The 26216-nt window shown below is 59.2% G+C and carries 17 protein-coding genes and 1 pseudogene; 8 read left to right on the top strand and 10 right to left on the bottom strand.

From position 1 onward, the window contains the following. Window positions 1-157 precede the first annotated feature (157 nt). The 5 genes from KTQ37_RS05715 to KTQ37_RS05695 all read right to left on the bottom strand — a co-directional run bounded on the left by KTQ37_RS05715 (window position 158) and on the right by KTQ37_RS05695 (window position 13287). Window positions 158-5647 (bottom strand): sacsin N-terminal ATP-binding-like domain-containing protein, encoded by a 5490-nt coding sequence (locus tag KTQ37_RS05715; RefSeq protein ID WP_218629535.1) that lies wholly within the window; start codon window positions 5645-5647, stop codon window positions 158-160. A 187-nt stretch (window positions 5648-5834) separates the two neighbouring features. Continuing rightward, window positions 5835-8456: an AAA family ATPase gene (locus KTQ37_RS05710; protein WP_218629534.1), complete on the bottom strand. Its 2622-nt coding sequence runs from the start codon at window positions 8454-8456 to the stop codon at window positions 5835-5837. Then, a complete protein-coding gene (locus KTQ37_RS05705) occupies window positions 8453-9565 on the bottom strand; it encodes a metallophosphoesterase family protein (protein ID WP_218629533.1) in 1113 nt (370 codons plus the stop codon). The genes KTQ37_RS05710 and KTQ37_RS05705 overlap by 4 nt, the downstream gene beginning before the upstream one ends. After that, window positions 9562-9969 (bottom strand): hypothetical protein, encoded by a 408-nt coding sequence (locus tag KTQ37_RS05700; protein WP_218629532.1) that lies wholly within the window; start codon window positions 9967-9969, stop codon window positions 9562-9564. The genes KTQ37_RS05705 and KTQ37_RS05700 overlap by 4 nt, the downstream gene beginning before the upstream one ends. Window positions 9970-9978: 9 nt before the next feature. After that, window positions 9979-13287: a TM0106 family RecB-like putative nuclease gene (locus KTQ37_RS05695; protein WP_218629531.1), complete on the bottom strand. Its 3309-nt coding sequence runs from the start codon at window positions 13285-13287 to the stop codon at window positions 9979-9981. Between the two features lie 94 nt (window positions 13288-13381). On the opposite strand from KTQ37_RS05695, the gene KTQ37_RS05690 reads away from it, so the two are divergent. Together KTQ37_RS05690 and KTQ37_RS05685 are read left to right on the top strand one after the other, a co-directional pair. Next, window positions 13382-14365 (top strand): helix-turn-helix transcriptional regulator, encoded by a 984-nt coding sequence (locus KTQ37_RS05690; protein ID WP_218629530.1) that lies wholly within the window; start codon window positions 13382-13384, stop codon window positions 14363-14365. Between the two features lie 55 nt (window positions 14366-14420). Continuing rightward, the gene (locus KTQ37_RS05685) at window positions 14421-15092 is read left to right on the top strand and encodes a HEPN domain-containing protein (RefSeq protein ID WP_218629529.1); all 672 of its coding nucleotides are present in this window, start codon (window positions 14421-14423) and stop codon (window positions 15090-15092) included. Between the two features lie 91 nt (window positions 15093-15183). Here the strand turns inward: KTQ37_RS05685 and KTQ37_RS05680 are convergent. Then, window positions 15184-15558, bottom strand: a pseudogene (locus KTQ37_RS05680) (IS3 family transposase); the annotation flags it as partial. A 93-nt stretch (window positions 15559-15651) separates the two neighbouring features. On the opposite strand from KTQ37_RS05680, the gene KTQ37_RS05675 reads away from it, so the two are divergent. Further along, window positions 15652-16341: a hypothetical protein gene (locus KTQ37_RS05675; RefSeq protein WP_218629527.1), complete on the top strand. Its 690-nt coding sequence runs from the start codon at window positions 15652-15654 to the stop codon at window positions 16339-16341. Between the two features lie 243 nt (window positions 16342-16584). Here the strand turns inward: KTQ37_RS05675 and KTQ37_RS05670 are convergent, their stop codons facing one another. Together KTQ37_RS05670 and KTQ37_RS05665 are read right to left on the bottom strand one after the other, a co-directional pair. Then, on the bottom strand, window positions 16585-18279 hold the full coding sequence (locus KTQ37_RS05670; protein WP_218629526.1) for a hypothetical protein: 1695 nt from the start codon (window positions 18277-18279) through the stop codon (window positions 16585-16587). Further along, the gene (locus tag KTQ37_RS05665) at window positions 18276-19043 is read right to left on the bottom strand and encodes a hypothetical protein (protein ID WP_218629525.1); all 768 of its coding nucleotides are present in this window, start codon (window positions 19041-19043) and stop codon (window positions 18276-18278) included. Before KTQ37_RS05665 ends, KTQ37_RS05670 begins: the two co-directional genes overlap by 4 nt. Before the next feature lie 652 nt (window positions 19044-19695). Between KTQ37_RS05665 and KTQ37_RS05660 the strand changes: the two genes are divergently transcribed. From KTQ37_RS05660 to KTQ37_RS05645, 4 genes are all read left to right on the top strand, one after another. Further along, window positions 19696-20109 (top strand): hypothetical protein, encoded by a 414-nt coding sequence (locus KTQ37_RS05660; protein WP_218629524.1) that lies wholly within the window; start codon window positions 19696-19698, stop codon window positions 20107-20109. A 624-nt stretch (window positions 20110-20733) separates the two neighbouring features. Next, window positions 20734-21921: a BamA/TamA family outer membrane protein gene (locus KTQ37_RS05655; protein ID WP_218629523.1), complete on the top strand. Its 1188-nt coding sequence runs from the start codon at window positions 20734-20736 to the stop codon at window positions 21919-21921. 44 nt (window positions 21922-21965) lie between these two features. Beyond that, window positions 21966-22403, top strand: coding sequence for a hypothetical protein (locus tag KTQ37_RS05650; RefSeq protein WP_218629522.1), 438 nt, complete (start codon window positions 21966-21968; stop codon window positions 22401-22403). A 36-nt stretch (window positions 22404-22439) separates the two neighbouring features. Then, on the top strand, window positions 22440-22802 hold the full coding sequence (locus KTQ37_RS05645; RefSeq protein WP_218629521.1) for a potassium channel family protein: 363 nt from the start codon (window positions 22440-22442) through the stop codon (window positions 22800-22802). Here KTQ37_RS05645 and KTQ37_RS05640 read toward each other — a convergent pair. Together KTQ37_RS05640 and KTQ37_RS05635 are read right to left on the bottom strand one after the other, a co-directional pair. Beyond that, window positions 22799-23497 (bottom strand): gamma-glutamylcyclotransferase, encoded by a 699-nt coding sequence (locus KTQ37_RS05640; RefSeq protein WP_218629520.1) that lies wholly within the window; start codon window positions 23495-23497, stop codon window positions 22799-22801. The genes KTQ37_RS05645 and KTQ37_RS05640 overlap by 4 nt on opposite strands. 97 nt (window positions 23498-23594) lie before the next feature. Further along, the gene (locus KTQ37_RS05635; protein WP_218629519.1) at window positions 23595-25109 is read right to left on the bottom strand and encodes an aldehyde dehydrogenase (NADP(+)); all 1515 of its coding nucleotides are present in this window, start codon (window positions 25107-25109) and stop codon (window positions 23595-23597) included. A gap of 238 nt (window positions 25110-25347) precedes the next feature. Between KTQ37_RS05635 and KTQ37_RS05630 the strand changes: the two genes are divergently transcribed. Then, a complete protein-coding gene (locus KTQ37_RS05630; protein WP_218629518.1) occupies window positions 25348-26154 on the top strand; it encodes an ABC transporter substrate-binding protein in 807 nt (268 codons plus the stop codon). Window positions 26155-26216: the final 62 nt, after the last annotated feature.

Raw genomic sequence — 26216 nt, 5'->3', positions numbered from 1 at the left:
TCAGGCAGTTCACCATGAGGCGAGACGCGGGCACCTTTCAGCGACGCGGGGCATGTTCGTCAATTCTACGCGACACTGAAAAGTAACATCGCCGCGCAACTAAGCGCAATTCGCCTCCGGAAAATCCAAGGGTGGTCAGTGATTTACACCTGTTCACTCACAGCCGCTTGAAACTGTAACGAATTCCTTCGCCTCGCATCTTCAAACAGGAAGCCCCCTCGTCGGTCATCGGGTTTGGGAGAAGCTCAATTCGGGTTTCTTTGGGATCCGACACATTGCTGACGTAGGCGATTTTGTATCGGACACCGCTCCTACCCTTTGCCGCTTCCCTCGCCGCAGCGACCTCCGTCTCGCCAAGCTCAAATGCCTGAGGATCGTTCAGACTGGCTTTGACTTCGATACGCCAAGTTTGCTTGTCGTATGATACCTCGAAGTCATATCCAAGTCCGTCATCGCCATCTCGACCAGTGATGTAGCCGCCGTTTCTCGACTTCCAAGCTGCATCGACATCTTGACCTTTCAAGATATTCTTCAGCCAAGAATACACGACGATTTCACCTATCCGCCCAATAAACTCAGTCTTTTCGGCCGGGCTCCGCGGAAGTCCCCCTGAGCCATGCTTTTTCCTGCTCTTCTTTGATCCGATCGGCCGATGATCATCGTCCTCAGTCGCCGCCAGAGAAGCCTGAAAACTCAGAGAACGAGAAATCTCGCCTTTGGGCAGCGACGCGCGGATTTCTTCGGTCAAGACTCCAAAGTCCACGCCGCCTTCGGGATCGATCATGCGACCATTAAATGGCACTGAGCGCGCAGCGCGCTTTCGCTCTTCGCTGACCTTGCGCGCCTCGACTTCTTCTTGCTTCAGGTCATCGTCGGAGAGCCCAAGCTCATCGAGCTTCAAGGATGCTTTCATGCCGTCTGGCCACACGCCGATCTCAATGCACCAACGCACGAGCATGTCCTCGTCGAGCTTCTTGAAGTCGAGGGCGCCGACTTGATCTAACATCTTACGAACGGCGTCAGCCGAATTCTGCTGCGTGAAATGGCCTCCCCGATTAAGTGCGCCCATCTTGGCACACCACGCTCGCACAATCGGCTCGGCTTTCTTAAAGAAGTTCAGAAAAAGCGTCCCGTTGTGGAAGCGAACATCCGTCAACTCGTTTGGGTTCGCCAAGTCATCATCCATGACAAGCGCGCCGTTTTCTTGAAGCCACGCATTGACGCGGCCTCTAAGCAGGTCCTCGGGCGGCACTTCGTATAACTCCAGCCACGACCCGTCCGGCTCGATTTCATAAATGGCTGACCGTAGGTCGCCATAACCCGCAAACGCCTTAATTGCCTCCAGTGAGGTGCGCGCTGAAAACAAGATGCATTGCGTGATTCTGAGGGCGTTCTCGCGCACAAATGCGTCCAAGGCCCGGCGATGCTGCTCGGGATAGAGATCCATTTCCTCCCCGACGGCAAACATGCTTTTGTTGAAATCTGCAAACTCTAACCCGAGGATCTCCCTGAAGTTCCGTGCTGAGTGACCATCTCGTATCACCTCGTCCAACATGTCCGGGCTTAGTGGGGTATCCTTCAACAGATCTTCCCAAAGTGTCCGGAGGCATCTTGGATCATTGTCCAATGCCTCGAACTGATCATCAAATTTATGAAGGGCATCCGATCCCGCAGCGTAATGTATAACCGCGCGCAGGAGAGGCACGCGTGTTTCCAACCCTTCGCTAAGAGTAGCGAGCGCAGCGCGCTTTTCAATTTGCGACAAGAACAAAGTATCGGCCATCGCAGAGACTTGATCCTGAATACTCTCGCCCGGCGCGCCAAGGTCGCGCGAACCGCGCTTAGATACGAGCAATCGAAGATGCGAAGCAAGGCTGACATGCCCCAGAGCCTCACAGATCTGAAGAATGCAACCGTCCAGGATCTCCCAATTCAATTCACCTGTCGCGTTGAGCAAGATCAAGGTTTTGCCATCGTTGCGTGTGAAACTGAACGATTTTCGGTTCAGATCCTCGATAGCAATGCTAATCCCGTCGATAAAGAAGCGGACGGTTTTGGCTTGCGCGAGCATGATCAGATCGAGATTTCGTAGCACCTCCAAGCGGTTCGACGGCAGCCTCTGTGCTTCGGTGCCCTTCAATGCCTCAATGGCGACCGCAATCATTGCCCGCAGCTCCGGCACCAGGTTTCTGATCGGCTCACCGGTCACGTCCGCGATTTCTCTGTGGTCAGCCTGAAGCGTGTATTCGACTTTCGAAACCCGGCGGACACGATTTCCGTATAGGGCCTCGAACATTTCCCCTGTCGTCTCACCGTCAAAGTCCGGCAAATTGAAGAAAAGCTGACCGCTTGCCATCAAGAGATCGAGATCGCCAAGTCGACCCGTATCGCAAATATAGACAGGATCTTTCAGATTCTCGTCGTCCTGATCATGAAGATTGACCGCTTCCACCTGCTGGCCACGCTGCACCAAAACCTCCGTCGGCCTTCGAATGCCTTCCGCCGCCCGGCCAGAAGCGGCTACGTTCTTGAGAAACCGACGCCAAGTCTCTGAATACAGGTTAAACAAGCGTTGCCGATAGAATGGATCGAACTCTCCGGCGACAAAACAATTGGACAGCATGGCGAGCTGATCCGCCAACGTATTGTCTTTACCTATCTGATTAAACCCGGCTTGGTTTCGCAGGCTCAGGAGGAGTTGAGCCCCACTTCGCTCGATCAACCGCCTAATTTCTATCCTCGGGCGCGGCAGGAACGGCAAAAAGAGCTCTTTGTCGATATCGCCGAGCCAGATGTCTGAAGTAAGGGTCGACGCTATTGCATCTTCAGACGCCTTTCCCCCTTCCATCGGCAGCCAGGGCGCAGCTCGGAGGAACGCGGTAAGCGGCATAGGCCAATGTCTGGTATCAGCATAGGTGTAATGCTGATGATGAACCTCTACATGCGAAGGGAAATCGGGCTTCGCTTCCAACCATTTCAAGACGAGCATCGCATACTTTTGCAGGCAAGCCGGGCTGAATGCCTCAAAGTCGCCTTGGCAGGGGAACCATAACAAAGGCTCGGAAATTAGGTAATTCGTCGTATGTTGTAAACTGAGGGCATTTTGATCCTCGCTTAGGACATAGCTTCGCCAGAAGCTGCCGAAAGCAGGCATCACCCCATAATGCTCGACAAACGAAAAATCTTGGATCTCACCCGCTCTGAACAAAGCCTTGCGGGAAGTCCTTCGAATTGGGTGAAGCCCTCGGCGAACACCGAGTTCAGAGAGAAAAGCGACCCAATCCTCAATATGCCTGTTAAGAAAGGCATGGTGTTTCGTTTCTGCCAATAGCTGTCGGCGAACGCCTTTGATTTCGTCCAGAGCGTCTGGTGCGACATCGAGAAATCCCTCGAGCAGCGACCCCAACGTCTCTTCCGGCCAGCTCGCCGAGAAGATCACTTCTTTCGCGTCAACGTAGTCTCCATTTTGGACAGGCACACGAAACCGAAACGTTGGTTGCATCCGAAACGGCCGGGGAGATGAGCGCGCTTGTCGCCATAATTCGAAGGCCCAGCGCAGCCCCCCTCGGAGAACCTCCTTGTTGCCCTCATCTCGCAACATCTGATCAAGGCGCCTGAAGATGGCCTCCCGGTCAAATTCTTCCACGAGACTGTTGTCTTGTAGGAACTGACGGGTTTTCGAAAGATCATCGTGCCATGACAGCTCGCTCCACAAAAAGTCGAAACGCTCTCTCAGCCTGGCTGGAGGTTCAATCTCAAGGTCATCCGCTTCGCCAAGTCGCCGTCGATCGGGAGGTGAAAAGACCGCGATTTCCTTTCTGCGACGGCGCTTATTATCTCTTTTCCCCGGCACCGAATTCGGCGCATGAGACATCGCGCGACAGAGCGTGCCATCCTCCCCGACCAGAACCCGCAATCCCTCGAGGCTCTTCGCTGAGGTTTCCATGAATACCGGCAATTCTGAGAAGTAGTCCGTCCATTTCGTCGTGCTCTTTGGCGAAGACGACGAAAGACATTTAGCGACAATTTCGACCAGGCGAGCACGCTCTTCGCCGCTTGGCGTTTCGCGATAGGCCTCGCAACCCTGACCAAGGAATTCACTCAATCTCGCCCTTAGCGCTTCGGACATCGGCCAAATAGGCCACAGATGCATTTCCCGCGCCCTTTCAGCCACCGCCGCGTCTCCGAAGACCGATAGCCCTGAGGGCCAGTTTCGCGCATGTTCCGGCGTCTTCCAAACAAGTCGACGCTCCCCATCGACCATTTCAACGCAAGGCACGATGATAGCCTGATCCAGTTTCTTGCAGTCAAAGCGGGCAACCAGAACCTCAGCCATTGCCTCACAGAGATCCGTTTTGGTTTTGAGGCTGCTTACGGCACGCCACGACATCAGCTCTGCCACCACGGTGGCTGCTTCTGTGTCGCTCAACGAAACAGGAAGATCTGCACCAGATGCACCAACAAGGTGCCAGATACTGTCGGCGACCAAAATCCTCGCATTCTCCAGGATCAACGCGTTGAGAAGATGCTCGGCGTCGAGATTTTTCCGGTTTGAAGACGGAAAAAAACTGCCCTGCAAAAAACCGGAGAACGGGGCTTCGGCCTGTTCCCCCATCGGGAGATAGGTATAGATACGGGACGCCGGATGAGGTGCATCGAGACGAACAGCCACGGCGACATCCCCTGCTCCGCGCCACTCATTCCAGTAGGTATCCAACTCATTAACCTCAACCGCTTTCGCAATTGTGGCTTTCATCCGTTCTTCGCTCACATCTTTACGGGCCACTAAATAATTGCCGCTCGCCCCCAACGCGACACGCGAAAACGTAAGACCGAGCAACTCGTGCCGTTCTTCGGAGCGTGAGAACGAAAAACTCTTCATGAGCTCACCGGCATCGGAAATGACGCGCACCTTAAGTTCCGACATCCGGTCGAGGAAGAGATGCATAGGAACGTCCTGTGCCTCAAGCTCTTCGACTTTCCGAAGCGTAGCGTCTGTCGCGGAGGCGTCCCGGAATGGCAAGACAATCACAGTAGACATCCCCTGCCGCGCAAACTCGCAAACCACTTGGTCCTGCTCCTCCAACCAGACCGGAATGTTGAATTTGGGCAAATCCTTCTTGGCGAGGGTTCGATGGATGGGGTTCTCGATCAGCGTGTCAAAGTCCCTCTGCGCGGCGAACCTAAAGCAAAAGCCCTGAAAACGGTCACGAGCAACCCGGTCCATATTCTGAGAAAATATCTGTGGATCATCGGTGATTTGAATGACGCTACGAAATCCGAGGCCCTTGTTGCCTATAGATTGACCGACGAACTTAGCCGACAAAGCGATGTCGGAAAGCGACTTTACGTTGTGAGACGTAAAGGGCAGGCCCGTGTTAGCGATGTAGAGAGCCCCGTGTTCGCCCGCCCTGAGATCAAGCGTAACGTTAATCCGACCGTCACTCTGTCCGGCGGGCTGCGCGTCGTATGCGTTTTGAATAAGCTCGACCAGAAAACGGTCGCGGTAATCTGTTGCCACGTTCGTCGTTTGCGCGGTCAAGCTCTTGGCCATTTCGGTCAAATAGGTGCCGTCTGCGTCGATGGTCCCCAGGAAACCTTTGATTTTGTTTGAGGCCAGTGTTTCGACGAAGGCACGGGGAGACATTGATGCTACCTCACCGGATCCAACCCGATCACCTCTTCGCACAATGATCGCGTCCGACGCTTGATCTGGCATTTTACGTTTCCTCAAGGTATTGACTGCCGTGCGCGTTGCATGCACCGCAAAAGACTCATTTCAACTCGCGCCTGCCGAACCAGAGCGAACACGTCGCTCTAAGTTCAAGAGCTCATTACGCCATTGACACTTCCGAAATTCTGGGCCGCTCACCGCCCAGACCCGCAAAGGCCAACTGCCGACACGAAAACACAATGATCTGCTGGTTGGCTGCGACCCGATTGAGCGCGGTGAACATTTTCACGATCCGATCATCATCAGAATAGACCAGCGCGTCATCAAGTATGATCGGGACATGCTCGCCGCGCCTCGCCAAGAGCCGGGCAAAAGCCAGACGGGTGAGAATCGCGATCTGCTCTTGAGTGCCGCCGGAAAGGGTTTCGAAGTCTTCGACGTCGCCACCCCGCTGCAAAGCCCCGGGAAGAATTTGATCGCTCTCCCATTCGATCTGCGCGTCATCGTGGAGGATACGCAGGAGCGGCGCGAGCTCGGTCTGGATCGGCTTGAAATAGAACTCGCGGGCCTGATCGCGCGCGGCCTGCAAGTCATCGCGAAGCCGCACGAGGGCCGCGACCTCGAAGGCATAGCGGGCCGCGCGCTTCGTCGCCTCCTCGAGCAGTTCGGCGACTTCAGCACGGCGCTCTTCAATGCCTCCATCCGCGTGGGTGTTGATCTGGCCAGTCAAGGTCGCGCGGCCTTCACGCAGAGTGCTCAGTCGACTGCGCGCGTTGTCGAAAGCGGTCTTGGCGCGATGCAGATTGGCCTGAGCCGTTTCGAGATCGGGCGCGTCCTGCGTCAGGTCGTTCAGTGCTGCTGACTTGGCCTCCTCGTCCAATCGGGCTTCGGCGAGATTGCTCTCGAGCTCGGCTTCGTCCTCGAGGCGGTCAAGCGCTGCCTTGGTCCGTTTCGCTTCGTCCCAGGCCGCCTGCATCTTCGCCTCGGCGCCCTCGGCTTCGATCCGCGCCTCGGTCACGCGCTCGCGCGCCTGCTCCCAGGCCTGCCGCCCCGCCTGCTCCGCCTCGATTGCAGCTTCGAATTCGGTCGAGACCTCTTCAGCCTCCCGCACGTCGCCTTCCGGGGCATCGGCAATTTTTCCACGCGCCTTTGCAATGGCGATGTCCAGCACCTCCGTCCCATCGGGCGCGAGAACCTTGAGCGAATTCAAGGCGAGGTCGATCACGGCTTCGTCCCGCCTGCGTTCAGCGAGCCGTTCATGAACCTGAGCCACAGCCGAGACCGCGCAGTCCGCCAACCGGCCTGCCAAAGTCCGCTCGGCATCAGCCAACTGAGCGGAAAGATCATCTGTGCCTGCATCCGGGAGCGCAAAGCGAAGCGTGCCGATCCCGGGCACCATCAGCACGTCAGCGTTCGCGAGTGCGACCGGAACCCCGTCGGGAACCTCGCCCCCATCCTTGGTGACCCTGCGCGCCCCGACATAATCAATCGTCACCGAGACTCGGCGCGCGGCGATCTGCGCGGTGAGCCGGTCGGTCAATCGTTGAGCGGCATCTACGGTGTCGGCCAGCTCCGGTGTCACCCTGTTGTCGGAAAGGCGGGCCCTGGCCTCGGACATGGCCTGGAGATGTTTCTGAGCCTCACCATGGACTCTCATGAGCCGCTCGAGATTATTTTCGGCCTCGTGCGCCGCCGCCTGCCGCTCGGCAAGCCGCAGCTCATCGCGCAAGTCCAGCGTCGCCGCGACCAGTTTGTCCAAGGCGTTTCTCGCCTCGCCTTCAGATGCCTGAGCCGCCTCCCGCGCGGCTTTTGACAGATCAAGGGTTTCTTGAGTTTTCTGCACTTTGGCTTCAGCGATCCGGGCCTGTTCCACCGCCTCACGGCGGGTGTCCGACCGTCTGGTAGCTTCCCTCAGGACAAGCCTCGCCATCGAGAGGGCGCTCTCAGCCACTTCGCAGGTCCGGGAGTGCGCTTCAGCCGTCTGCAAGTTCTGTGTGGCTGCGTCGAGATCGCATCGCCGGCGGTCTGTTTCCGCCGGATCAGTCAACCGGGCAAGTTCGTCGTCGATCTTGCGACGGGCCTCCAAAGCATCGCGAAGCTCAGATACCTTTTGGTCCAGATCAGAGAGCTCGGCACTCAGATCGGCTTCCAGATCACGCGCCTCCTTCCATGGCCCCCGTGGGCTCAGGGTCTTGACAGACGCAAACACTCCGAGGTCTTCCTCGCAGCGCCTCAGGATGCGGTCCATGGTGCGGCCGCCGGTGACCTGGTCAATCTCGCCCGCGACTGAGCTGAGCAGGTCCCGACGCACCTCGGCCAGTTTTTCTCGATCAGCAGGTTTACTGTCGGCAGGTTCAAGTCCGAGCACGCCCTGACGCACCCACAAAAGCCCTGCCGGGCCTCTGTTGGCGTCACTTAGATGTCCGGCAACCCATGCCTCCGCCTCGTCGTCTCGCGCGATAACGCGCCCCGTCGCCGTCTCGGTCACGCTGGCGCCGGCTCTTGCGAGAAACCGCTTTTCGACATCGAACCGAGCGCCTCCAATCTCGACCTGCGCAGCGACCTTGACGCCCCCGCCCGCATGCGGGCGCAGCGATTTCACAGATTTGACCGTGGTGCTGTATTTCTCGAAGAACAGCGCGTGGAGCGCGTCGAAGAAGGTGGATTTGCCAAATTCGTTCGCTTCGGAGATCACGCTGACCCCGTCGCCGAACCCCTCGATAGACACGGATTTCCCACCGAACTTGCGCACATTTACGAGTGTCAGGGACCGGAGTTTCATTTGTCCTCCATCGCGTAGGAAAAGAGCCGCGTCAGCGCCGCTGCGGCGACCTCGTCGCCGGTGTCGGCCGCTTTGGCCAGAGCCTCGGCCGCATCGCGCACCGCACCTCGGTCGTCGATGTGATCCAGATCGCCCGCATCGTGGGCCGTGCCGAGGCCCGACAGGTCGTAATCGCACCACATGAAGTCCGGCGCAGTGTCGTGGACCGCCTGCTCGAGCGCCGCTCGCGCTCCGAGGCCGAGCTGGCCCGTCGGTCGAATGTCGATCATCGTCCGGCGACGACAACGCAGGTCGGGCAAGGCCGCACGGAGCTGCTCTGCCCCGTTGTCACCAGCGAGCAAGTCGATCGACAGGGTCGTCCAGTCGATCTTGCCTGTTTCGACTTGCAAGACTTTCGCTGGTGCGCCTCGTTCTTTGATCTCGACACTCAGGACGCCCGAAGGTTGGTGCGGCTTGAAACTGTCGGCCTCCGGCGTGCCGGAATACCAAGTGTTCGACGCCACTTCGATCCGCCCGTGCCAATCTCCGAACGCCAGATAGTCCAGCTCCGCGCGCTTGGCGCGATCCGGTGCGATGACCGCTCCGCTTTCGCCTCCCATCTCGTCCACCGAGCGAAAATCGCGGATTGATCCATGAGCGAGCCCGATGCGGATGGCATCACCGGTCGCGCAAGCGTCATACCATTCCGTCAGATCGCGGCCCGGATTACGGCTCGTGCAGGGCGCGGGTAGGCAGAAGGCGCCCTCGACCAAAGGCAGCGGGCTCGGCTCGAGCGCGAGGACGACGTTAACGGGCGCGTCACGGCGCAGCACGTCCCAGATTTCCGCCGCCTTCAGATGATCGTGGTTTCCCGGCATGAGAACCCAGGTCACGTCTGCCGCATCCGCCATCGCGTTCATGGCGTGGCGCAGCACCGTCCGCGCAGGCGTTTCGGCGTCGAACGTATCGCCAGCCAACAGAATATGGCTCGCGCACTGTGACCGAGCCACCTGCGCCAAAGTGTCGAGACTGTCCTGACGGGACTGCCGCAAACGCGCCCGCACATCCTCGGGAAAGCGCCCGAAAGGCTTACCGAGGTGGATATCCGAGGTATGAATGAAGCGGATCATGACGTCCCCCGTTCTTCGGCAAAGATTCGGGCTGACGCTTCCCGTGCATCCGCCACATGATGGAACAATTCTCCGCGTTCGACGCCGCCGACACGGAGCGCGAACACGTTCTTGCGGCCGGCGGTATGCGTATCCGTATATGTGATCGTCGCAACGACCTTTCCTTCGTAGAAGCCACGCATCACGTATTGCCCATCGTGAGGCTCCCATTCCAACAGGCCGACTGTCATTCGCCGCGGCTCGAAATACTCGATTTCGTAGGCGTCGATGGCCCCAAGGATCGCTTCGGCATCGGCCTTGCGGGGATCATCCAGTGACAGAAAACGTGTCGCATTCTTGGCTGCGGCGTAGCGTTGCTCCCTCGTCATGAGCGGGATTTTCGCGATGATAGGGTTCTGGGACATTCGCATCTCCTATTTAGCCGCGCGCAGCTTGGGTGTGCGGCTCATTTCCGCCAAGGCGCAGAGCGTATTGACAAGGCACATTTGTTCCACGGTCGTGCATTTCGCATCCAGCAGACGTGGAGACCCAAAAACCAACGCCAGGCCTTGGGCGCGTGACACCGCGACATTGATCCGTTCGCGAGAAAGCAGGAACTCCATTCCGCGAGGCATTTCATCCCCGGAGGACGCGGTCATCGACACGAGGCAGACCGGAGCCTCCTGCCCCTGAAATTTGTCGACCGTGCCGACGCGTATGCCGTCGGGCAAGGCCCGTCTGAGCGCGTTCACCTGAAGGTTGTAAGGCGCTACCACGATGATATCGGACTGGCGCAGGGGCCGCGTGTCACCGGACTTGTCCGTCCAAGTGCCTTGCAGAAGTGCGCCCACGGCCTGCCGGATGGCATCGACCTCTTCGCGTGCAATCTGAGCGTTACCTTCGTGCGGAACCTCGATGAAATGAGCGCCGGTCGAAGGCAGGTTTGGCACCTTCCCGACACATTGGCGCGCGGTGTCGGGGTGGCTGCGCAAGTGGCCCTCGTAGACCTGATCGGAAATGAACCTGCACACATCGGGGTTCATCCGGCGCGTAACAGGGAGAAAAATGCCCCGGTCCTTCGGGATCGCAGCGGCGTCACCCTGCATCCAGTCGAGGCACGACAGGTTGGCAGGCTCGGGATGCGCTCCCTGAACCACCTGCGGCAACTGCCGGGGATCGCCGATAAGGACCAGGTTACGAGCGCAAGTGCTCATCGCAAGAGTATTGGCGAGCCCCACCTGCCCGGCCTCGTCGATGAAAAGCACATCGAACGCCTGTTCAAACTCGGGCCGTGAGAACAAAAACGCAGTCCCACCCACCACTGAAGCGGTCGAAAGATACGCATCGTCATTGTCATAGGCACGATGGACCGGGCAGTCGTCGGGATAGGTGTCGTCAGACAGCTTGTGGACTATGTCGAACTCTGGATCATCAAACCCCTGCGCCGCAATCACCTGCATCAACACGTTCCGCACCGCCTCGTGACTGGTCGACGCGACCGCCACCCGCTTGCCTGCCCGCACCAACGCCATAATCGCGTGGGCGGTGACATAGGTCTTACCGGTGCCCGGCGGGCCTTGGATCGGCAGGACCGAGCCGTCGAGTTCACTGACCGCGTCGATGGTGCCCTCGACTGTCTCGCGCTCCATGAGCACATCGACGCGGGGGCCGGAGAGAAAGCGCGGCGCATCGCGCGACAAGAGCGCCTCGGCAGCGCGGAACTGCTTGTCAGCGCATTGATCCTCGATCACCCGTAGGATCGCCGCGCGGATCGCTTTTGTATTGAGCGGTGTGCCGGGATGAAGGCCCGTCACCTCGGCCAAGAGATGCGCCGACTTGTTGCCAATCTTCAGCGCAAGCTCGCCAGCCTCGGCGTCGAACTCGATCAGGGTCATGGTCTGAATGAAGCCCGCGTCGTTGTAGCCGACCGTCGGCATCGCTCCGACCCGAAGCCGCGTCTCCTGTGGCGGAAAGGCGTATCGCTGCATCTTCGAGCTCTTTACCGCCTCGGGCGCCCCGATCAACGTCAGTCCTCCGACCGCATCGACGCTGTCGATAAGCTCTTCCTCGTCCTTGGCCAGACTGTCATGGATCGACCAATAAACCGGTTTGTCCTCGCGCGCGTGATATTGCGCGAGATCGAAGAGCATGCTCTGCCGGGCTTGGTCCAGATCCGACCCGGCCAGTAGCGCGCGCAAGGCTGCGTTACGCTCGTCCTCTTCGACCTCCTTTGCTTCGGCGCTCTCCTCAAACACGGGCCAGGGCCCCTCGGGCCGGATCGACACCAGCCAATTGCGCAGCTCTTCGGTAGAGACGCAATCGACCTCGTTATAGGCGCGTATCTCTTCGAGGATGCGGTCATCGTGCGTGCGCCGCCACTCTTCATAGGCCACCACCGAGCCGCCGGACGTCGTCACCTCCCCATCGCGCTTTCCGCGGTAAAACGCCTCCATCGACTTGATCGAATAGTTCTTTTCCGATGCGAGCACGCCGCCGCGCACGACGGCGTAGAGGTCGACAAAGCGGCGCTCGCGCAGAAGCCGGTCGAGAAACGCCTCACCAACCCCGTATTTCGTCGTGAGCCGCTTCAGCGCGGTCACCTCATATGGCGCATAGTGGTATATGCGAGCCTGCGGATAGGCCCCGAGCCGAGCGCGAAACCAATCGAACAACGCAACGAGAGCTGCTTTTTCTGCGGGATGATCATGCGCCCAGAACGCAGTAAAGGCCCCATCGGCCCAGATCCCATGCAGATATTCCAGACCGCCCTCGTAATGTGGATCGCCCTCGATGTCGTAGAACACATCACCGAGAACCGGTTGTGGCAAGAGATCGAACCCCTTCCCCGGCTCGCTTTCACGCAGCCGATACTCGGGACCACCAGCCTTGCGGGTGTGCTGAAGCTGCGCCTGAACGACAAGCCGTTCCAATGTCGCCTGAGAAATCCGAGGCACACGCTCGGTCGTTTCCGCGAGAGCAGCCATGGTGGTGATGCCGGCGGCTTCGAGTTTGGCGATCTGAACGGCCGAGATATTGGCCACGTTATACAGGCTGTCGGCTTCATCCCAGACGCTCTGGCAGTGATCTTGCCAGCGACAAAGACCGCAGGCCCCGCAGCGTTTGGGCCGGGTCTCGGGGCGACTATTGACGAAGTCCTCAAGACGCGCCCGCATCCGCCGAGCGTAGGACGCATAATCGGCCAGCCGGAAAGACACGCGCTCGCCATTGCCGAGCTCGATATGAGCCTTTTCGGGCATCACGCCCTGCAACTCTGCCAAGAGGTCGGAATAGAGCACCAGTTGCAATAGGTGTTTGGGGTCCGGCTTGCGTTTTAGCTTGGTGTCCGTGACTTCATAGGAAAATGAGCCGAGGTCCGACGGCGTTTGGACCCGCTCGAGGAAGTCGGACCATCCCCCCCAACGCGCACCCGAAAAAGCTGCCTGAAAGACCACTTCCGGCCCTTTGCGAAGCGCCTCGAGGGTCGTCTGGCGCGCCGCCCCGAGGTCCAGTCCTTCGCGCGAAATTTCGATCACCGACTTGCCAGAAGCCTTCAACCCGTCGAGGTGCGAAGCCTCATGCGCATCACCGGCCTCCTGCAACAGTGCCGCCTCGGCGTCGTCCTCGCGCGGATCCGGCGCCCGTCCCTCAAGCCGGGCGATATCCATCGTGGTCGCGTGGGCACAGCCCGCAAACCGCATCAAATCGGATGCCGAGAAGAAAAACTCCCCGTTTTCAATTTTCATTCCCCGCGAGCCTCCATCTGAAAAACGACTCGCTCGATTTTTGCCTCCGGACCAGAATAGGTTGCGAGGGTGTCAAAAAGAGTCATGGTCTATTATGTCTTATTCCAAAGCGTCTGATTTAATTGAATTGGCCATGATGGCGAGTGCAAGGCATGCGGGTGTCACACTCGTGGAGATCATGGACCGCTTCAACATAGAAAAGCGAACGGCCCAGCGAATGACCGACGCCCTCGCCAGTGTGTTTCCCAATGTAGAACTGCGCGTCCTTCCGGACCGCCGACATGCCTGGAAACTGCTTGCTCCAATTGACACACCGCTATCGTTACCACCCGTAGAGACGGTAGAAGCTCTGGATCTCGCTGTGAGAGAGGCACAGGACGCCGGACGTCATCACCATGCCCGCACGCTCTTGCGCCTGCGTGACAGCATCGTGTCCTCCCTGCCTGCAAATCGTGCACGCGCTGCCGAAAGCGATGCCGAAGCGGTGTTGCAATCAATCGCCAATGTGGCGCGACCCGGACCGCGTGGTCGTGTCGCACCGGATGTCGCGGAGGCTATTTATGACGCGTTGCGAGGGCCTTATCGTCTGGACATTGCCTATCGACCGGCATCGGGCGAGCTTAGGACCCGCCGGATCGAACCGCACGGGGTATTGCTGGGGCCGCGCTCCTATCTGGTCGCGCATGTTGCGGAAGACCGGGACCTCAGACATTTTCGAATGGACCGCATCGTCCACGCGACATGCACGGACGAATGGTTCGCGCTCGATCCGGAGTTTCAAATCGAACGTCACGCCGCCGAGGCTTTCGGCTCCTATCACGACCCAGGTCAGATCGGCCCTGTCGTCTGGAGCTTCTCGGCAAAAGCGGCTCCAGCCGCTCGTAACTTCGTTTTCCATCCCGATCAGATCTTCGAAGACCAAGACGATGGTGGCCTCATCGTAAGATTCACAGCCTGCGGCTGGCTGGAGATGGCTTGGTTTCTATATCAATGGGGCTCGGACGTGGAGGTCCTGGAGCCCGCAGGGCTCCGCGAACTGGTCGCACCCGGAAGGCGAACCTTCGACGCAACACCTTGAATGTTTTTCGAAGAAGGTAAAACTCGTCGCAGCAAAGCAATCTGTATAAGGGACATTGAGTATTTTGACTTTCGAAGAATTAAAGGCAAAACAACGAGCGCTGAGGGATGGTTTTCCCCCATCACACGGCCTGCGAGTGCACCGCGCAATTTCATGGATCAAGCGGGCTGAGTTCGAGAGCAATGATCACGACGCGAAATTCATTTTTCTCTGGATCGCCTTCAACGCGGCCTATGCCAATGACGAGACCGGGATCAGTGTGCTCCGGACTTCGGCCCGCCGCGGCATCAAGGATTATTTCGCCAAACTCGTGGCAGTCGACCAAAGCAAAGTGGTCTACAACGCGCTATGGATCCGGTTTGCAGGTCCCATCCGCCTGCTGATGGGAAACCCGTATGTTTTTGCGCCGTTCTGGTCGCACCACAACGGAATTGAAGGCTACGAAAACTGGAAGGAGCGGTTTGGAAAATCGGACAGCTTTTTCCGCAACGCCTTCGCCGACCAGAATACCGTCGAGGTGCTTAGCTGCGTCTTCGATCGGCTCTATGTGCTTCGCAATCAGATTATGCACGGGGGGGCGACCTGGCACGGCGCGGTCAACCGCGATCAGGTCCGCGACGGCGCGGCGATCCTTGAATTTCTGGTGCCGGTCTTTGTCGACCTGATGATGGAACATCCAAACGAGGATTGGGGCGTTGCGAGCTATCCGGTGGTCGAGGATGCATAAACCTCGAAAGTTCGCGCCGTCCGTCGTCAGGACATTCGGCGCTACCCGCAGCGTAGATTAGCAGAGTGCACGCTTTGCCTTGAGATGGATGTCAGTTGGCAAGGTTTCGGTGCTGCAAGTGCCGACACTCGATGGTTTGTCTCTTGATCTTTCGCGCTGTTTTCATCATTGCGGACGCCCTGTCGAAGCAGGCGTCGGCGGGCGTCACGTTGGCCAGACTCTCGTGATAGCATTGGTGGTTGTAGTGCTCGACGAAGGCGTCGAGATCGCCGGGCAGGAAGTAGTCCTCCGGCAGGATGCGTTTCTGCAGGGTCTGGTGCCCGCGCTTAATCTTGCTCTGGGTCTGGGGACGAAACAGCGGGGCGCGCTCATAACGGATCTTGTTGGCCTCAATGTATTCCACCACTTCGACCGCGATGCGGCAGGGGTTTTTCTCACCAAGCAGTCTGTGCCTTTTCATTACTGTGGGCCGTCATCCCCTGAAAAAAAGAACTTAAAATGTTTCCCGGTTTCTCAGAGCGAACTCATCTCCGAATAGTCAGACCAAGAGGAGATTGACATGAAATTTGAAATCCGCGAGTCGCGTTACATTAGCTTTCCCTTTGAACTGAAGGATGAGTTTCGCGCTGCGTTCCCCCGCGCGAAATGGAACACGGAGACCAAGGAATGGAGCGTTGCGAAAGCGGCCGCCAAGCGGCTTGAGCAGTGGGCCGACACGGTGAAGGCTTCTGGCGCTCTTGAGGCCCTCGAACTGGCGGAGATTGCTGAACTGAGTGAAGCCGATGTCCGCCGCTTACAAGCCGCGCTCAACGAGATGAAACATCGGATTACGCAGCAGCGGGATCTTGAAGCCGTGGCCCGCGCAGCAAAATCACGTGCGGATGAAATCCGCGAGCATCTCAGCGCAATGTCTTTGGAGTTGCAGAAGGCCGCGGATGCTCGAGCGATTGCCGCTGCCGCTGCCGATGCCGCAAACCAAGAGATTATTACCGAGTTGAGTGCGGTTGCGGACATTGAAGAAATCGAAGGACTGCGCCGCGGGATGCGTTCAGATTGGCGCGCGGCGAAGGCTGTAAATCGCGAACGTTTTGAAGAAAAACAGCGGAGGTTGAGGGAAATCCGTTCGCAGCTTGAGACTGTCGAGATCGGATCCCGTGCCCTTGATCTTGCGATCGCGGCAAACTTCAATAGGCCAGACCGCGACACCGCAACTCTCAATGTGAGTCTCGAGTTCGCGCGCTTGAATTGATCGCCCTCCAGAAGCATGACCAATCGCTGTTTAGACTCTTAAACTGGATGGCGATTGGTGGCCTCTGGCATTTCTGCGCCGGAGTATGGGCTCTCATCGGAGCTCGCGTCCTTTCCACGCCTCATCAAACACGTCTCACCGTGACGCATTCCGTCTGAGGGATGCGCCGCGCATGATGGGCGGCGGAAGGCGACGTTGGAGTTTGCTTTTGTGGCAGCCCGAAACCGCGTCCAACCGAAAGCGCTATCTCGAACAGAACTCGGGCATCTCTTGCTTCGGCAGCACCACGCCAGCCAATGGCAGCTCCAAGGTCACGAAAGGCGTCAGTTCTTCTGACTTCCCTGAGAGCATGGCGAGTGAGATCTTCGCCCTTGGTGAAAGACCAGACCCATTCGCAAGACCCTCGAACAAATCAAACCGAGCAGAGCCACTGAAACTCCGGTTCCAGTTTATCAGGCCGCGATCCTGAACCAGCGTCAGTTCGTAGTGCTGTTGCGCATCCAAGAGAATCCTCTCGCGCGGCAACGTCTTGAGCTCGAAATGACCAACGGAATTTCCTGGTGTCCATTCGAATTCAAGAGGCTTTTGTCCAAGTGTCAGCGTGGCCCGGATCTCGTGCTCCTCCCGAAGTTCCGGCGGAAGGTCAATGGTCAGAGTAATTTCATTGCGGACCCAAGGGCGAAAGTCGCTATTGCCGATCACGGCTTCCAACCCGTCGACCCAAGGGGCCAAGAGGGGATTTTCCGCCTGCTCCTTGATAGCCCACCGAAGAGTCTTAACATTTGCTGAAGAGCGTGCCTGAAGATTTTCTCTTATGGAATCAAAGCTAAAAAGGATATCCTGCGCTGCCTGACAGGCCCCCAACCTGTCGACATCCTTCAACTCGGAGAGCGAGATTTTCTGAACCGCCTCCTTTCGCCGAGCATCGGCATCCAGCGCCTTTCCGTCCAGCATCGCTTCCAGCGCCCGGTAAGTCTCTTCCTTCTGATTGTCGATTAACTCACGCAGATCGCGCTCAAATTCGTCTCGCGTGACGTATTCGTCCAGCTTTACCAGGGCCAGATCCACGCCAACCCAAGTGATCACCGCTCCAACCACGGCGCAACCCGCTGCTCCTGGGCCGGCCCATGAACAAGCTCCGGCACCGATGCCGGCTCCGCTGGCAACTGTAACCCACTTCGTTCCGGTCTTGGCCGCCACTTTCGCTGCCAGCTTTGTGCCAAGATTTTTGGCAAAACCCTTTGTCAGAGCCTTAAACGATACACCACCCAAAGCCCCTGCCGCGAATACGCCCGCCGTCTTCTCCATCCGGCTTTTCGCGTCATCAATTGCCCGGGTGACAACGGACCCCATCGCGGCGCGACCGCCCGGCACCTTCGCCAGCGCCTCGTCCAGCGCTATCGAGTATCTCTCATCGAAGTCTCGGTCCAGTTCAACGGCAAGGGCCGTCAATCGCGTCTCAAGTCCTGAGAACAGATAGCTGTCCAGTCCCACACCAATCTCACCCAAGGCAGCCGAGCCAAGTTCCAACCATTCGCCCTTCAGTGAATAGTGGTAATCCATATAGGCAGGAATGCCCCGATAGACCGGCGCATAGGCCTTATCCAGCAACGGACCGATTTCGCGTCTGGCACCTTCTGCCTTCTCCTCCGCCACCGTAAAGGCCCGCTCCACATACGTCGTCTTCGTCTCCGACTGACCGCCTGGGCTGCCCTCATCGGCACCCTCTACGTCGTTTCGACCCGCGTGCCATGAGGCAAGCAGCTTCGCAACGAGCGTAACCATAAACAGCAAAGCGATCGTTCCCCAGAACCAGCGCGAAAGATTTGGCGCCTTGCGGTCCTTTCTTCTCTCGACCCCGATCGATACTCGCATTCCTGCCTGCGGCTGACCCGCCCCAGCCTCTTCGTGCGGAGGATCATTCTGGGAATGGGTCATTCGCCCCCCTTGCCGTAATGCGTTTCGACGAAATGTGTAACGACTACACTTGCTCTGGCAGCAAAGAAGCCGAACAGGGCCGTATCCAGATTGAACAACAGCGTGACCAGACGATATTCCCTGGCCTGCACCACCAGCCAGAGTTTCGCAGCCTCGAAGGCATAGCCGAGGGCAAGAATCTCAGCTATCCAACCACGCCTTTCGGGAAGCTCACTTAACGCGGACTGAACGCTCTCGGAAAAGGGGGCCGCAAGCACTTCACCTGGAACGGTCGGGGCATACCAAGTCACGAGAAAGAGGATAGACGAGAATGGCAGTCCGATTAACCAAGTGCTTGGTCCTGTAGCAAAAATCTTATCAAAGGGTGGTCGGACGTGCAGTGCCAAAAAGGATTGCATCGACAGGAACAGCCAGGCTGACGAAAAGGCAAGCGCAAGGAGGACGCTTACCTCCAACGCAAGCATATTGAGCGCTTGCCAGGCCAAAACAGGCACCACGACCAACACCAAGAGCATCGAGGACAAGAAGGCCCAGGTCCTTCCCGTGAGCCAACCCGAAATCCAAGACTCGGGCCTCAACACGATTCCGCGCTCGGCGCTCCAATGATCCATCACAATAGACCAATTGCCGCGAAAGATCATGGCGGCAAGCAACAACAACCAGACGGCAGCCCAATCCGAAAAGTCGTAAGTCAGTCTCCAAAGATAGAGTAAAAGTGCAGAAAGGAGCGTTACCACTACGGCAATTGAAACCTTTCGATTCATGAATTGCCTCCGATCTTCCTGCATTCAAAGTATCCTTGAATGGTCTGCGTGCGACAAGGTGCTCATCTCGCCTTGTCGCACGATCGCGGATCGAAACTATGGGAAGACGTCAGAAAATAAGCAACGCCGGTTGCTCCGCGTGAGGTTGGAGATCTTTCGAAGGCACAGCCCAGGTGGGCGCTTTGGGAAGTTCGTCCACAAAGCTGAGGCGCCATCCTGAGCGAAGCAGGGAAACTCGCCTGAGTGGCGGTAGAGTCATTTCGATTTGAACGGTGGGAGCGAAACCCCGTCCACACCGTCGCCTTCGCCACAGACTGCTACATTATACCCCTAAGACTCTATTGGTTGAGAATCTGACGCACAGCAGATCGACGACCGGCCAGATGTTTTCCAGACCTTCATTGCGCGGCCTGAAAAACATCCGGCACAGCCGTCGAACAAGACGCAAAACATGAATGGCCCGCCCCCGAAACACTCCGCCCGTGGGTCGCAGCCCCTCTTTGTCACATCCAGATCGCGCGGCAGACATTTATGTCTGCGGCTCATTCCCACCTTGCCGTCGCTCCCGGCACCGCCGCTCCGCTGAACGTTGTCAGGATCGGCGTCTTGAGAAGACGCATGTCGCGTTTTCACCCGCGAAGGAGTTCACCACATGCCCCATCAACCGCTCTACGAGCGTCTCGAAAACGCCATCCTGATCGCCGTCCGGCGCGGTCGTTGTCTCGCCGAGGATTGGAGCGAGCACGGGCCGGAGCCCTCTGACAGCGCCCCCATCCAGGAAACCCTTGCCCGACTCCGGGAAGGGGAAGTTCTGGCCCGTCACGACGACATCACCATCCAGAGCATGGGCAAGGCCCTATGCGCCGCTCTGAATGCGCTGAAACCCGGCTACGGCGATTTGTGCCTGATGAACGACACCAGTGATCATCTCATCTTCGAGGCGCCTCGCGAACATCTGCGCCAATTGATTGAGTGCTGGAAAGCTTTGCGCGATGTCCGCCAGGAGGTCCGGGATCTGGTCGCGGCCATGCGTGCCCTCGAGGCAGAGATCCACACCAATGCCTGATCAGGTCGCGTCACAGGCAAGCCCGTCAGGGCTTGCCACGGAGCACAATCCAGTGCACAAAACGTTGCACAAACTGGTGCCGTGCAAACCGAAGCCGAAAAATTATCGTTTCAAATCAACGCTGTGCAAAGTTACTCTGCGCCCTACCGCCGGAGCCAAAAAATCCAATAAATTCAAGCTACAGCGCGCTGACTAAATCAGTCAGCGGCCGATGTCCTTCGTCGGACTGTAGCGGTGGGCCAGGAAAAGCGCCACTAGGCGAGGGGTTTTCTGGTCTGGCGAGCGCATGCCGGAAAGAGCAGCCACTGACCAATGCTAGGCCTGATCGGATATCCTGACAAAGCAAGTGGAATCGGAAGGGCGGACTCAGGCGCTGATGCGCTTTGTTATTGGGCTGCGCCACCTTCGCCACGGGGATTGCCTGCCTGTAGGTGATCTCGCGCGAAAGCCCGCTGACCGCTCCATTCATCGGATCGCTCAGGCTTGATTCACGTGTCCAACATGAAGAAACCGCCACATTCTTCTGATGTCGAAGCGGAAATTATCGGCTACTGATGGGGTGCGGCGATGCGGCCCATGGCACAGACCGAAAAATGACGACGCGCAGGCCGAGAAGGAGACAGCATGACGTTCGCAGCACTCAAGAGATCCGCAGCACGCGGCACGGCGGCCCTTCCTGCCCATCAGAGCGGCCTCGCGATCGCGGTAGCGCTTCTGATTGCGTCTGCAGGCGCCTCCACTGCTCAGGAGACGATACTTGAGCGCGAGTTCTCCAATGCCGCCGTGATGGGGCAGACGGACGTCGGCATCAGCAAGGGCTCTGTCGTCATCGCCCCGATCCCCTTCTCGAACCCGATGATCGAGCACGGGCTGACCCTTGGCGCAGGATACCTGTTCAACCTTCCCGGCTCGAAGCCCTCCGGCGCAGGGATCGCCGCCCTCAAGACCAGCAACGGTAGCGAAGGGATTGGCGGCGGCTTCAACGTGAACTTCGCGGACGGCCTTTGGTCGGTGGGCCTGATCGGCGGCGAGGCCACCCTTTTTTATGACTTCCCGCTGAGCAATACGGCCGATCTTCCCCTGAAGCAGACCGGCAAGCTATATGCTTTCACGGTCAGCCGGGCGGTAAACAGCAAGCTGTCGGCGGGAGTGTCGCTCAGTTATCTGGACTCAACCCTTGGTCTTGACGTGCCCGGCTTTGAAGATCTGCCCCCGATCCTGAGGCCAGATGCCAATGTGACCGTGGGCAAGATCAACATTCACGCGGCATATGACACCCGCGACGACACCTTCTTCCCCACGCAGGGTGCGCTGATCAAAGGCTCGCTCGCCTATGGAGAAGAACTGGACGCGATTTTCGACGGCGAGATCCCTGTGATCGACCGGCACTATTCCAAGGGTGTGGCCTCCGCATCGCGCTATGCGCCCTTGGGCAAGAATGGCATTCTGGCCGCGAATGCCTCGATCTGCGGCGCCTCCGACTCGGCACCGTTTTTCGACGGCTGCGGCGTCGGCATGGCAAACGGGCTGCGCGGTTTCGGCACGCTCGATGATCTCGCCTCCTGGTCGGCGGGCGCCCAGGTCGAGTATCGCGGGCGTCTGACCGAACGCATCGGCTATGTCGGCTTTGCGGGCCTTGGCATCGGCGGCGACACTTTCGCCGACATGTCGCTCGATCAGGGCGGTTTTGCTGCGGGGTTTGGCCTGCGCTACCGGATATCGAAGCAGTTCGGGCTCGACTATGCGATCGACTATGCGCGCAACGACGCGCAGGAGGAGTTCTTGTACATCACCCTGGGCCAGCGATTCTGAGATGCGCGGGCGCAGCGTGAGCCGTAGTTACGGGAGAAAGACAGATGCCTGACCAGACACCCCAGTCCAGCGTCGGTCGCAAGAGATTGCACCGCCGCAGCTTCATCGCCCTTGCGGCGGCCTTTCCCTTTGCGGCTCATGCGGATCAGGATCTGGGCGAAGACTGGATCGTGCTGGCCGAAAGCAAGATCAACCTGCTCAAGAACTTCTCGATCATCCCTGTCACCCTGAACAAGGGGCTTTTTGCGGGTCTTGTGATCGAAGCGGTCGACAACCCGATCTTCATCGAAAGCGTGGAAGTCACCTTCAGCAACGGGGAGACGACCGAACTTGCAGTCCGCTCGATCATCAGCGAAGGGCGCCGCACCCGCAAGATGCTCCTGCCCGGCCTCGTGCGCGGAATTCGCCTGATCAAGATCATCTACAAGCGCGTGCCCGTGGGCGGCACCACCACTGTGCGCATTTACGGGCGGCAGGTCTGATCTTAGACTACCGGGCCGTCCATCCGGAGAGAACGAATGCTATCCTTCCTGCTCAACATTCTGAGGCTGTTCAAAGCGATCATTCGCTCCTGGCGCATCCCGACGTTTCGCGCCACCCTCAGCCTTGCGGGGATCCTCTTGCTCACCGGGACGGTCTTCTATCACCAAACCGAGGGCTGGTCCTGGATCGACTCGCTCTATTTCAGCACCACGACGATGTCGACCGTGGGCTTTGGCGACCTGACGCCGCAGACCAATGTCGGCAAGCTGTTCACCGTGGTCTATATCTTCGTCGGCGTAGGGGTTTTCGTGGCGCTTTTCACGCAACTCGCCCGCGCCCTGCTGAAAATCGAGGAACCCGCAGACAGCCCCACGGCGAAAGAACCCGCCAAAGACTAGGAACGCGCGTCGATCCGCTGTGCCACCAGTTCCTGCAAAAGCCACAGACCTTCGTCATGCATCCCGCGCGCCTCCAGTTGCGTGACCGTGTTCAGCAGGTATTCGGCACCGGTTCCCAGATGACCACAGCTTTGCGACAGCACATCGGCAACCTCGCCGGGCGTCAGGTCTCCGGCATATTGTGGTGACTCGCGGTTCATCACGAAAACCAGCGCGTTGACTGGCCCGTCCCCGGTTTCAACCCGCAGCCATGTGGGAATATTGGTGATCGGCTTCACCGTGAATTCGCGGCGGAACAACTGGTGGAACTGTGCCTCAAGATCGGCTTTGGGCAGCTCGAAGAGGACGCCCTGACACTCCCCTCCCCGGTCGAGCGACATCATCAGGCCCGGGTACTCCGGCGAGCCGCGAAACCGCCATTGCCGCAGGCAGAAAGACCGCCGCCACCCTGGCAGACGCGCGCATTGCTCGCCCCGATGGTCGATCTCGGGGCGCCAGATCAGCGAGCCATAGGCGAAAAGCTGGGTCGGGCGATCGGGCGCCGGATGGCTCGCCAGAATTCGATCCACCCATTCGGCATAATCCTGATCGGTCTGGGGAAGCAGGCCCGCAGGCTGGCCGCCGTCCTTGATCTCGCGATGCACGCGCGCCACATGCCCCGGGGTCAGCGATAAAACTCTGGGTCCGTCAGCCATGTTCAGTCCCCCCGTCACCCAAGGGTGCGGAGGGACCGCGCAATTTGCAAGCCTTTTGCGGCGCGGCCAGAGCACACGGGCCCCGGCGGCGCCGGTTTCACGCCAGATCGGCGGGCAGAACGCTGGCCGGGATGTTCTGATAGCAGACCGGGCGCAGGAAGCGGCGGATCGAGAGCGTACCGACCGAGGTCGCCCCGAAGTTGGTCGAGGCCGGGTAAGGCCCGCCATGCACCATGCTGTCGCACACCTCGACACCCGTCGGGAAGCCGTTCGCCAGTACCCGCCCGGCCTTGCGCTCCAGGATCGGCATCAGCCGCCGCGCGAGACCTGCGTCTGCCTCATCCATATGCAGCGTCGCAGTCAGCTGACCGCCAAAGCTGCGCGCCACGTCCAACATCTCATCCATGTCGCGCGCCACAACGACCAGCCCGAGCGGGCCGAACACTTCCTCGGCAAGGGCATGGTTGCCCATCCAGTCCTGCGCCGAGACACGGAACAGGAACGGCTTCGCCTCGCGCCGGTCGCACATCGAGGTCAGCAGGCCCTGAACGCCGGACTGCGCCCCCATTTGCGCGGCACCCGAGACATAGGCGCTCGCGATCCCGTCGGTCAGCATGACCTGCGCGCCCGTCTTTGATAGCGCCGCGCGCGCGGCCTCGACGAACGTGTCAGCCTGTGGGCCGTTCAGAACCACTGCGATACCGGGATTGGTGCAGAACTGACCCGCCCCCATCGATAGCGACGCCGCCCATCCCTGACCAAGCGCCTCACCGCGCCGCGCGACCGCCTCGGGCAACATGAACATCGGGTTGACCGAACCCAACTCGCCGAAGAACGGGATCGGCTCTGGGCGCTGCGCGCAAAGGTCGAACAGGGCGCGCCCCCCGGCGAGCGAGCCGGTAAAGCCCACCGCCTTGATCAACGGGTGCTGCACCAGCGCCTGTCCGACATCGCGCTTGCCACCCTGCACAAGCGAGAACACGCCGCGCGGCATGTCGCATTTGACGATGGCCGCAAGGATCGCCTCGGCGATGATCTCGCCCGTGCCCGGATGCGCGCCGTGCCCCTTGACCACAACGGGGCAACCGGCGGCCAGCGCGGCGGCCGTATCTCCGCCCGCCGTGGAGAAGGCCAGCGGGAAGTTGGAGGCGCCGAAAACCGCGACCGGGCCGATCGGGCGCTGCATCATACGCAACTCGGGGCGCGGCAAGGGCTGCCGGTCGGGCATGGCCGCATCGTGACGACGATCGAGGTAATCGCCCTTTAGGATATGCTGCGCGAAAAGCCGCAACTGGCCGGTGGTGCGGCCACGTTCGCCGTTCAGGCGGGCTTCGGGCAGGCCGGTTTCCTGCGTGCCGATCTCGGTGATTGCCTCGGCGCGGGCCTCGATCTCATCCGCGATGGTCTCCAGAAACGCCGCCCGCTCCGCGCGGGTCGAATAGCCGTAGCTCCAGAAGGCGTCCTCGGCGGCGCGAACCGCCTGATCCACCAGTTCGGGCGTCCCGACCGAGAACGCATGGGCCGATCCATGCGCGGGCTCCGACAGGAACGTCTGTTCAGTCGCGCGCCATTCTCCGGCGATCAGATGCTTGCCGTGGGGTGTGAAAGTCATGGGAATCCCTTCCATTTGCCGCCGCGAGGGCATTTTCGCGCCCGCGATCGCTGCCGTTCCGGCCCTGGGCGCCGCAATCGGCCGTTTTTTCTCGAACGAAAATTCAAGCAATTGCGCTCACTTGCGTCGATACTCAAAATTTTCTCGACGCGCCAGCATTTTTCTTATATGAAAATTTCTTGCAACAAAGAAGAAAACATTTCATGTTCGCTCAGGAATCAACAGAGGGGTTCAACCAATGAAAAAAACCATCATGGCTACCGCGCTGATCGCTGCTACCGGCTTTGCCGGTGCTGCTCAGGCCGACAAGCTGGACGACATCATCGCTTCGGGCACACTGCGCTGCGCAGTCGTTCTCGACTTCCCGCCGATGGGGATGCGCGACGCGAATAACGAGCCGGTCGGCTTCGACGTCGATTACTGCAACGACCTTGCCGCCGCACTTGGCGTGAGCGCCGAAATCGTCGAGACCCCGTTCCCCGAGCGCATCCCCGCGCTGATGTCGGGCCGCGTGGATGTCGGCGTCGCCTCGACCTCGGACACGCTCGAACGCGCAAAGACCGTGGGCTTCACGATCCCCTACTTCGCCTTTGAGATGGCCGTGACCGCCAATGACGGCGCAGGCATCGCCTCGTATGAAGGCATGAAGGGCCACACCGTCGGCGCCGTCGCCGGCACCTACGAGGCCATCGCGCTTGAAAAGCAGGTGCAGGAGTGGGGCGAGGGCGAGTTCCGCCCCTACCAAACCCAGGCCGACGTGTTCCTGGCACTCAGCCAGGGCCAGCTTGACGCGACCGTCTCGACCTCGACCGTCGCGATGGCCAACGTCAAGACCGGCAACTTCCCGGGCATCTCGGTGGTCGGCAAGGCCCCCTTCGACACCGACTATGTGGCGCTGTTCACCAGCCGCAACGAATACGGGCTGATCAACTACCTCAACCTGTTCGTGAACCAGCAGATCCGCACCGGCCGCTATGCCGAACTGTATGAAAAGTGGGTCGGCGGCGAGCTTCCCGACCTGACGGTTCCCAACGCCTATCGTTGATCGGAACCCGGAGCCAATGACGGCGCGGAGCCCCCGCGCCGTTTTTCCTTCCGCATCCGACC

Source organism: Sedimentimonas flavescens, from assembly GCF_019264375.1.
Lineage (GTDB): Bacteria > Pseudomonadota > Alphaproteobacteria > Rhodobacterales > Rhodobacteraceae > Rhodobacter > Rhodobacter flavescens.
This window is presented reverse-complemented; position numbering and strand designations above follow the sequence as displayed.

Bases quoted from the DNA above. Each gene is read 5' to 3' on its own strand.
- KTQ37_RS05640 (WP_218629520.1), bottom strand. From the start codon at position 23,497: ATGGCTGACGGACCCAGAGTTTTATCGCTGACCCCGGGGCATGTGGCG.
- KTQ37_RS05665 (WP_218629525.1), bottom strand. From the start codon at position 19,043: ATGAATCGAAAGGTTTCAATTGCCGTAGTGGTAACGCTCCTTTCTGCA.
- KTQ37_RS05650 (WP_218629522.1), top strand. From the start codon at position 21,966: ATGCCTGACCAGACACCCCAGTCCAGCGTCGGTCGCAAGAGATTGCAC.
- KTQ37_RS05660 (WP_218629524.1), top strand. From the start codon at position 19,696: ATGCCCCATCAACCGCTCTACGAGCGTCTCGAAAACGCCATCCTGATC.
- KTQ37_RS05645 (WP_218629521.1), top strand. From the start codon at position 22,440: ATGCTATCCTTCCTGCTCAACATTCTGAGGCTGTTCAAAGCGATCATT.
- KTQ37_RS05695 (WP_218629531.1), bottom strand. From the start codon at position 13,287: ATGAAAATTGAAAACGGGGAGTTTTTCTTCTCGGCATCCGATTTGATG.
- KTQ37_RS05635 (WP_218629519.1), bottom strand. From the start codon at position 25,109: ATGACTTTCACACCCCACGGCAAGCATCTGATCGCCGGAGAATGGCGC.
- KTQ37_RS05675 (WP_218629527.1), top strand. From the start codon at position 15,652: ATGAAATTTGAAATCCGCGAGTCGCGTTACATTAGCTTTCCCTTTGAA.
- KTQ37_RS05710 (WP_218629534.1), bottom strand. From the start codon at position 8,456: ATGAAACTCCGGTCCCTGACACTCGTAAATGTGCGCAAGTTCGGTGGG.
- KTQ37_RS05690 (WP_218629530.1), top strand. From the start codon at position 13,382: ATGTCTTATTCCAAAGCGTCTGATTTAATTGAATTGGCCATGATGGCG.
- KTQ37_RS05655 (WP_218629523.1), top strand. From the start codon at position 20,734: ATGACGTTCGCAGCACTCAAGAGATCCGCAGCACGCGGCACGGCGGCC.
- KTQ37_RS05700 (WP_218629532.1), bottom strand. From the start codon at position 9,969: ATGTCCCAGAACCCTATCATCGCGAAAATCCCGCTCATGACGAGGGAG.
- KTQ37_RS05670 (WP_218629526.1), bottom strand. From the start codon at position 18,279: ATGACCCATTCCCAGAATGATCCTCCGCACGAAGAGGCTGGGGCGGGT.
- KTQ37_RS05630 (WP_218629518.1), top strand. From the start codon at position 25,348: ATGAAAAAAACCATCATGGCTACCGCGCTGATCGCTGCTACCGGCTTT.
- KTQ37_RS05715 (WP_218629535.1), bottom strand. From the start codon at position 5,647: ATGTCTCCCCGTGCCTTCGTCGAAACACTGGCCTCAAACAAAATCAAA.
- KTQ37_RS05705 (WP_218629533.1), bottom strand. From the start codon at position 9,565: ATGATCCGCTTCATTCATACCTCGGATATCCACCTCGGTAAGCCTTTC.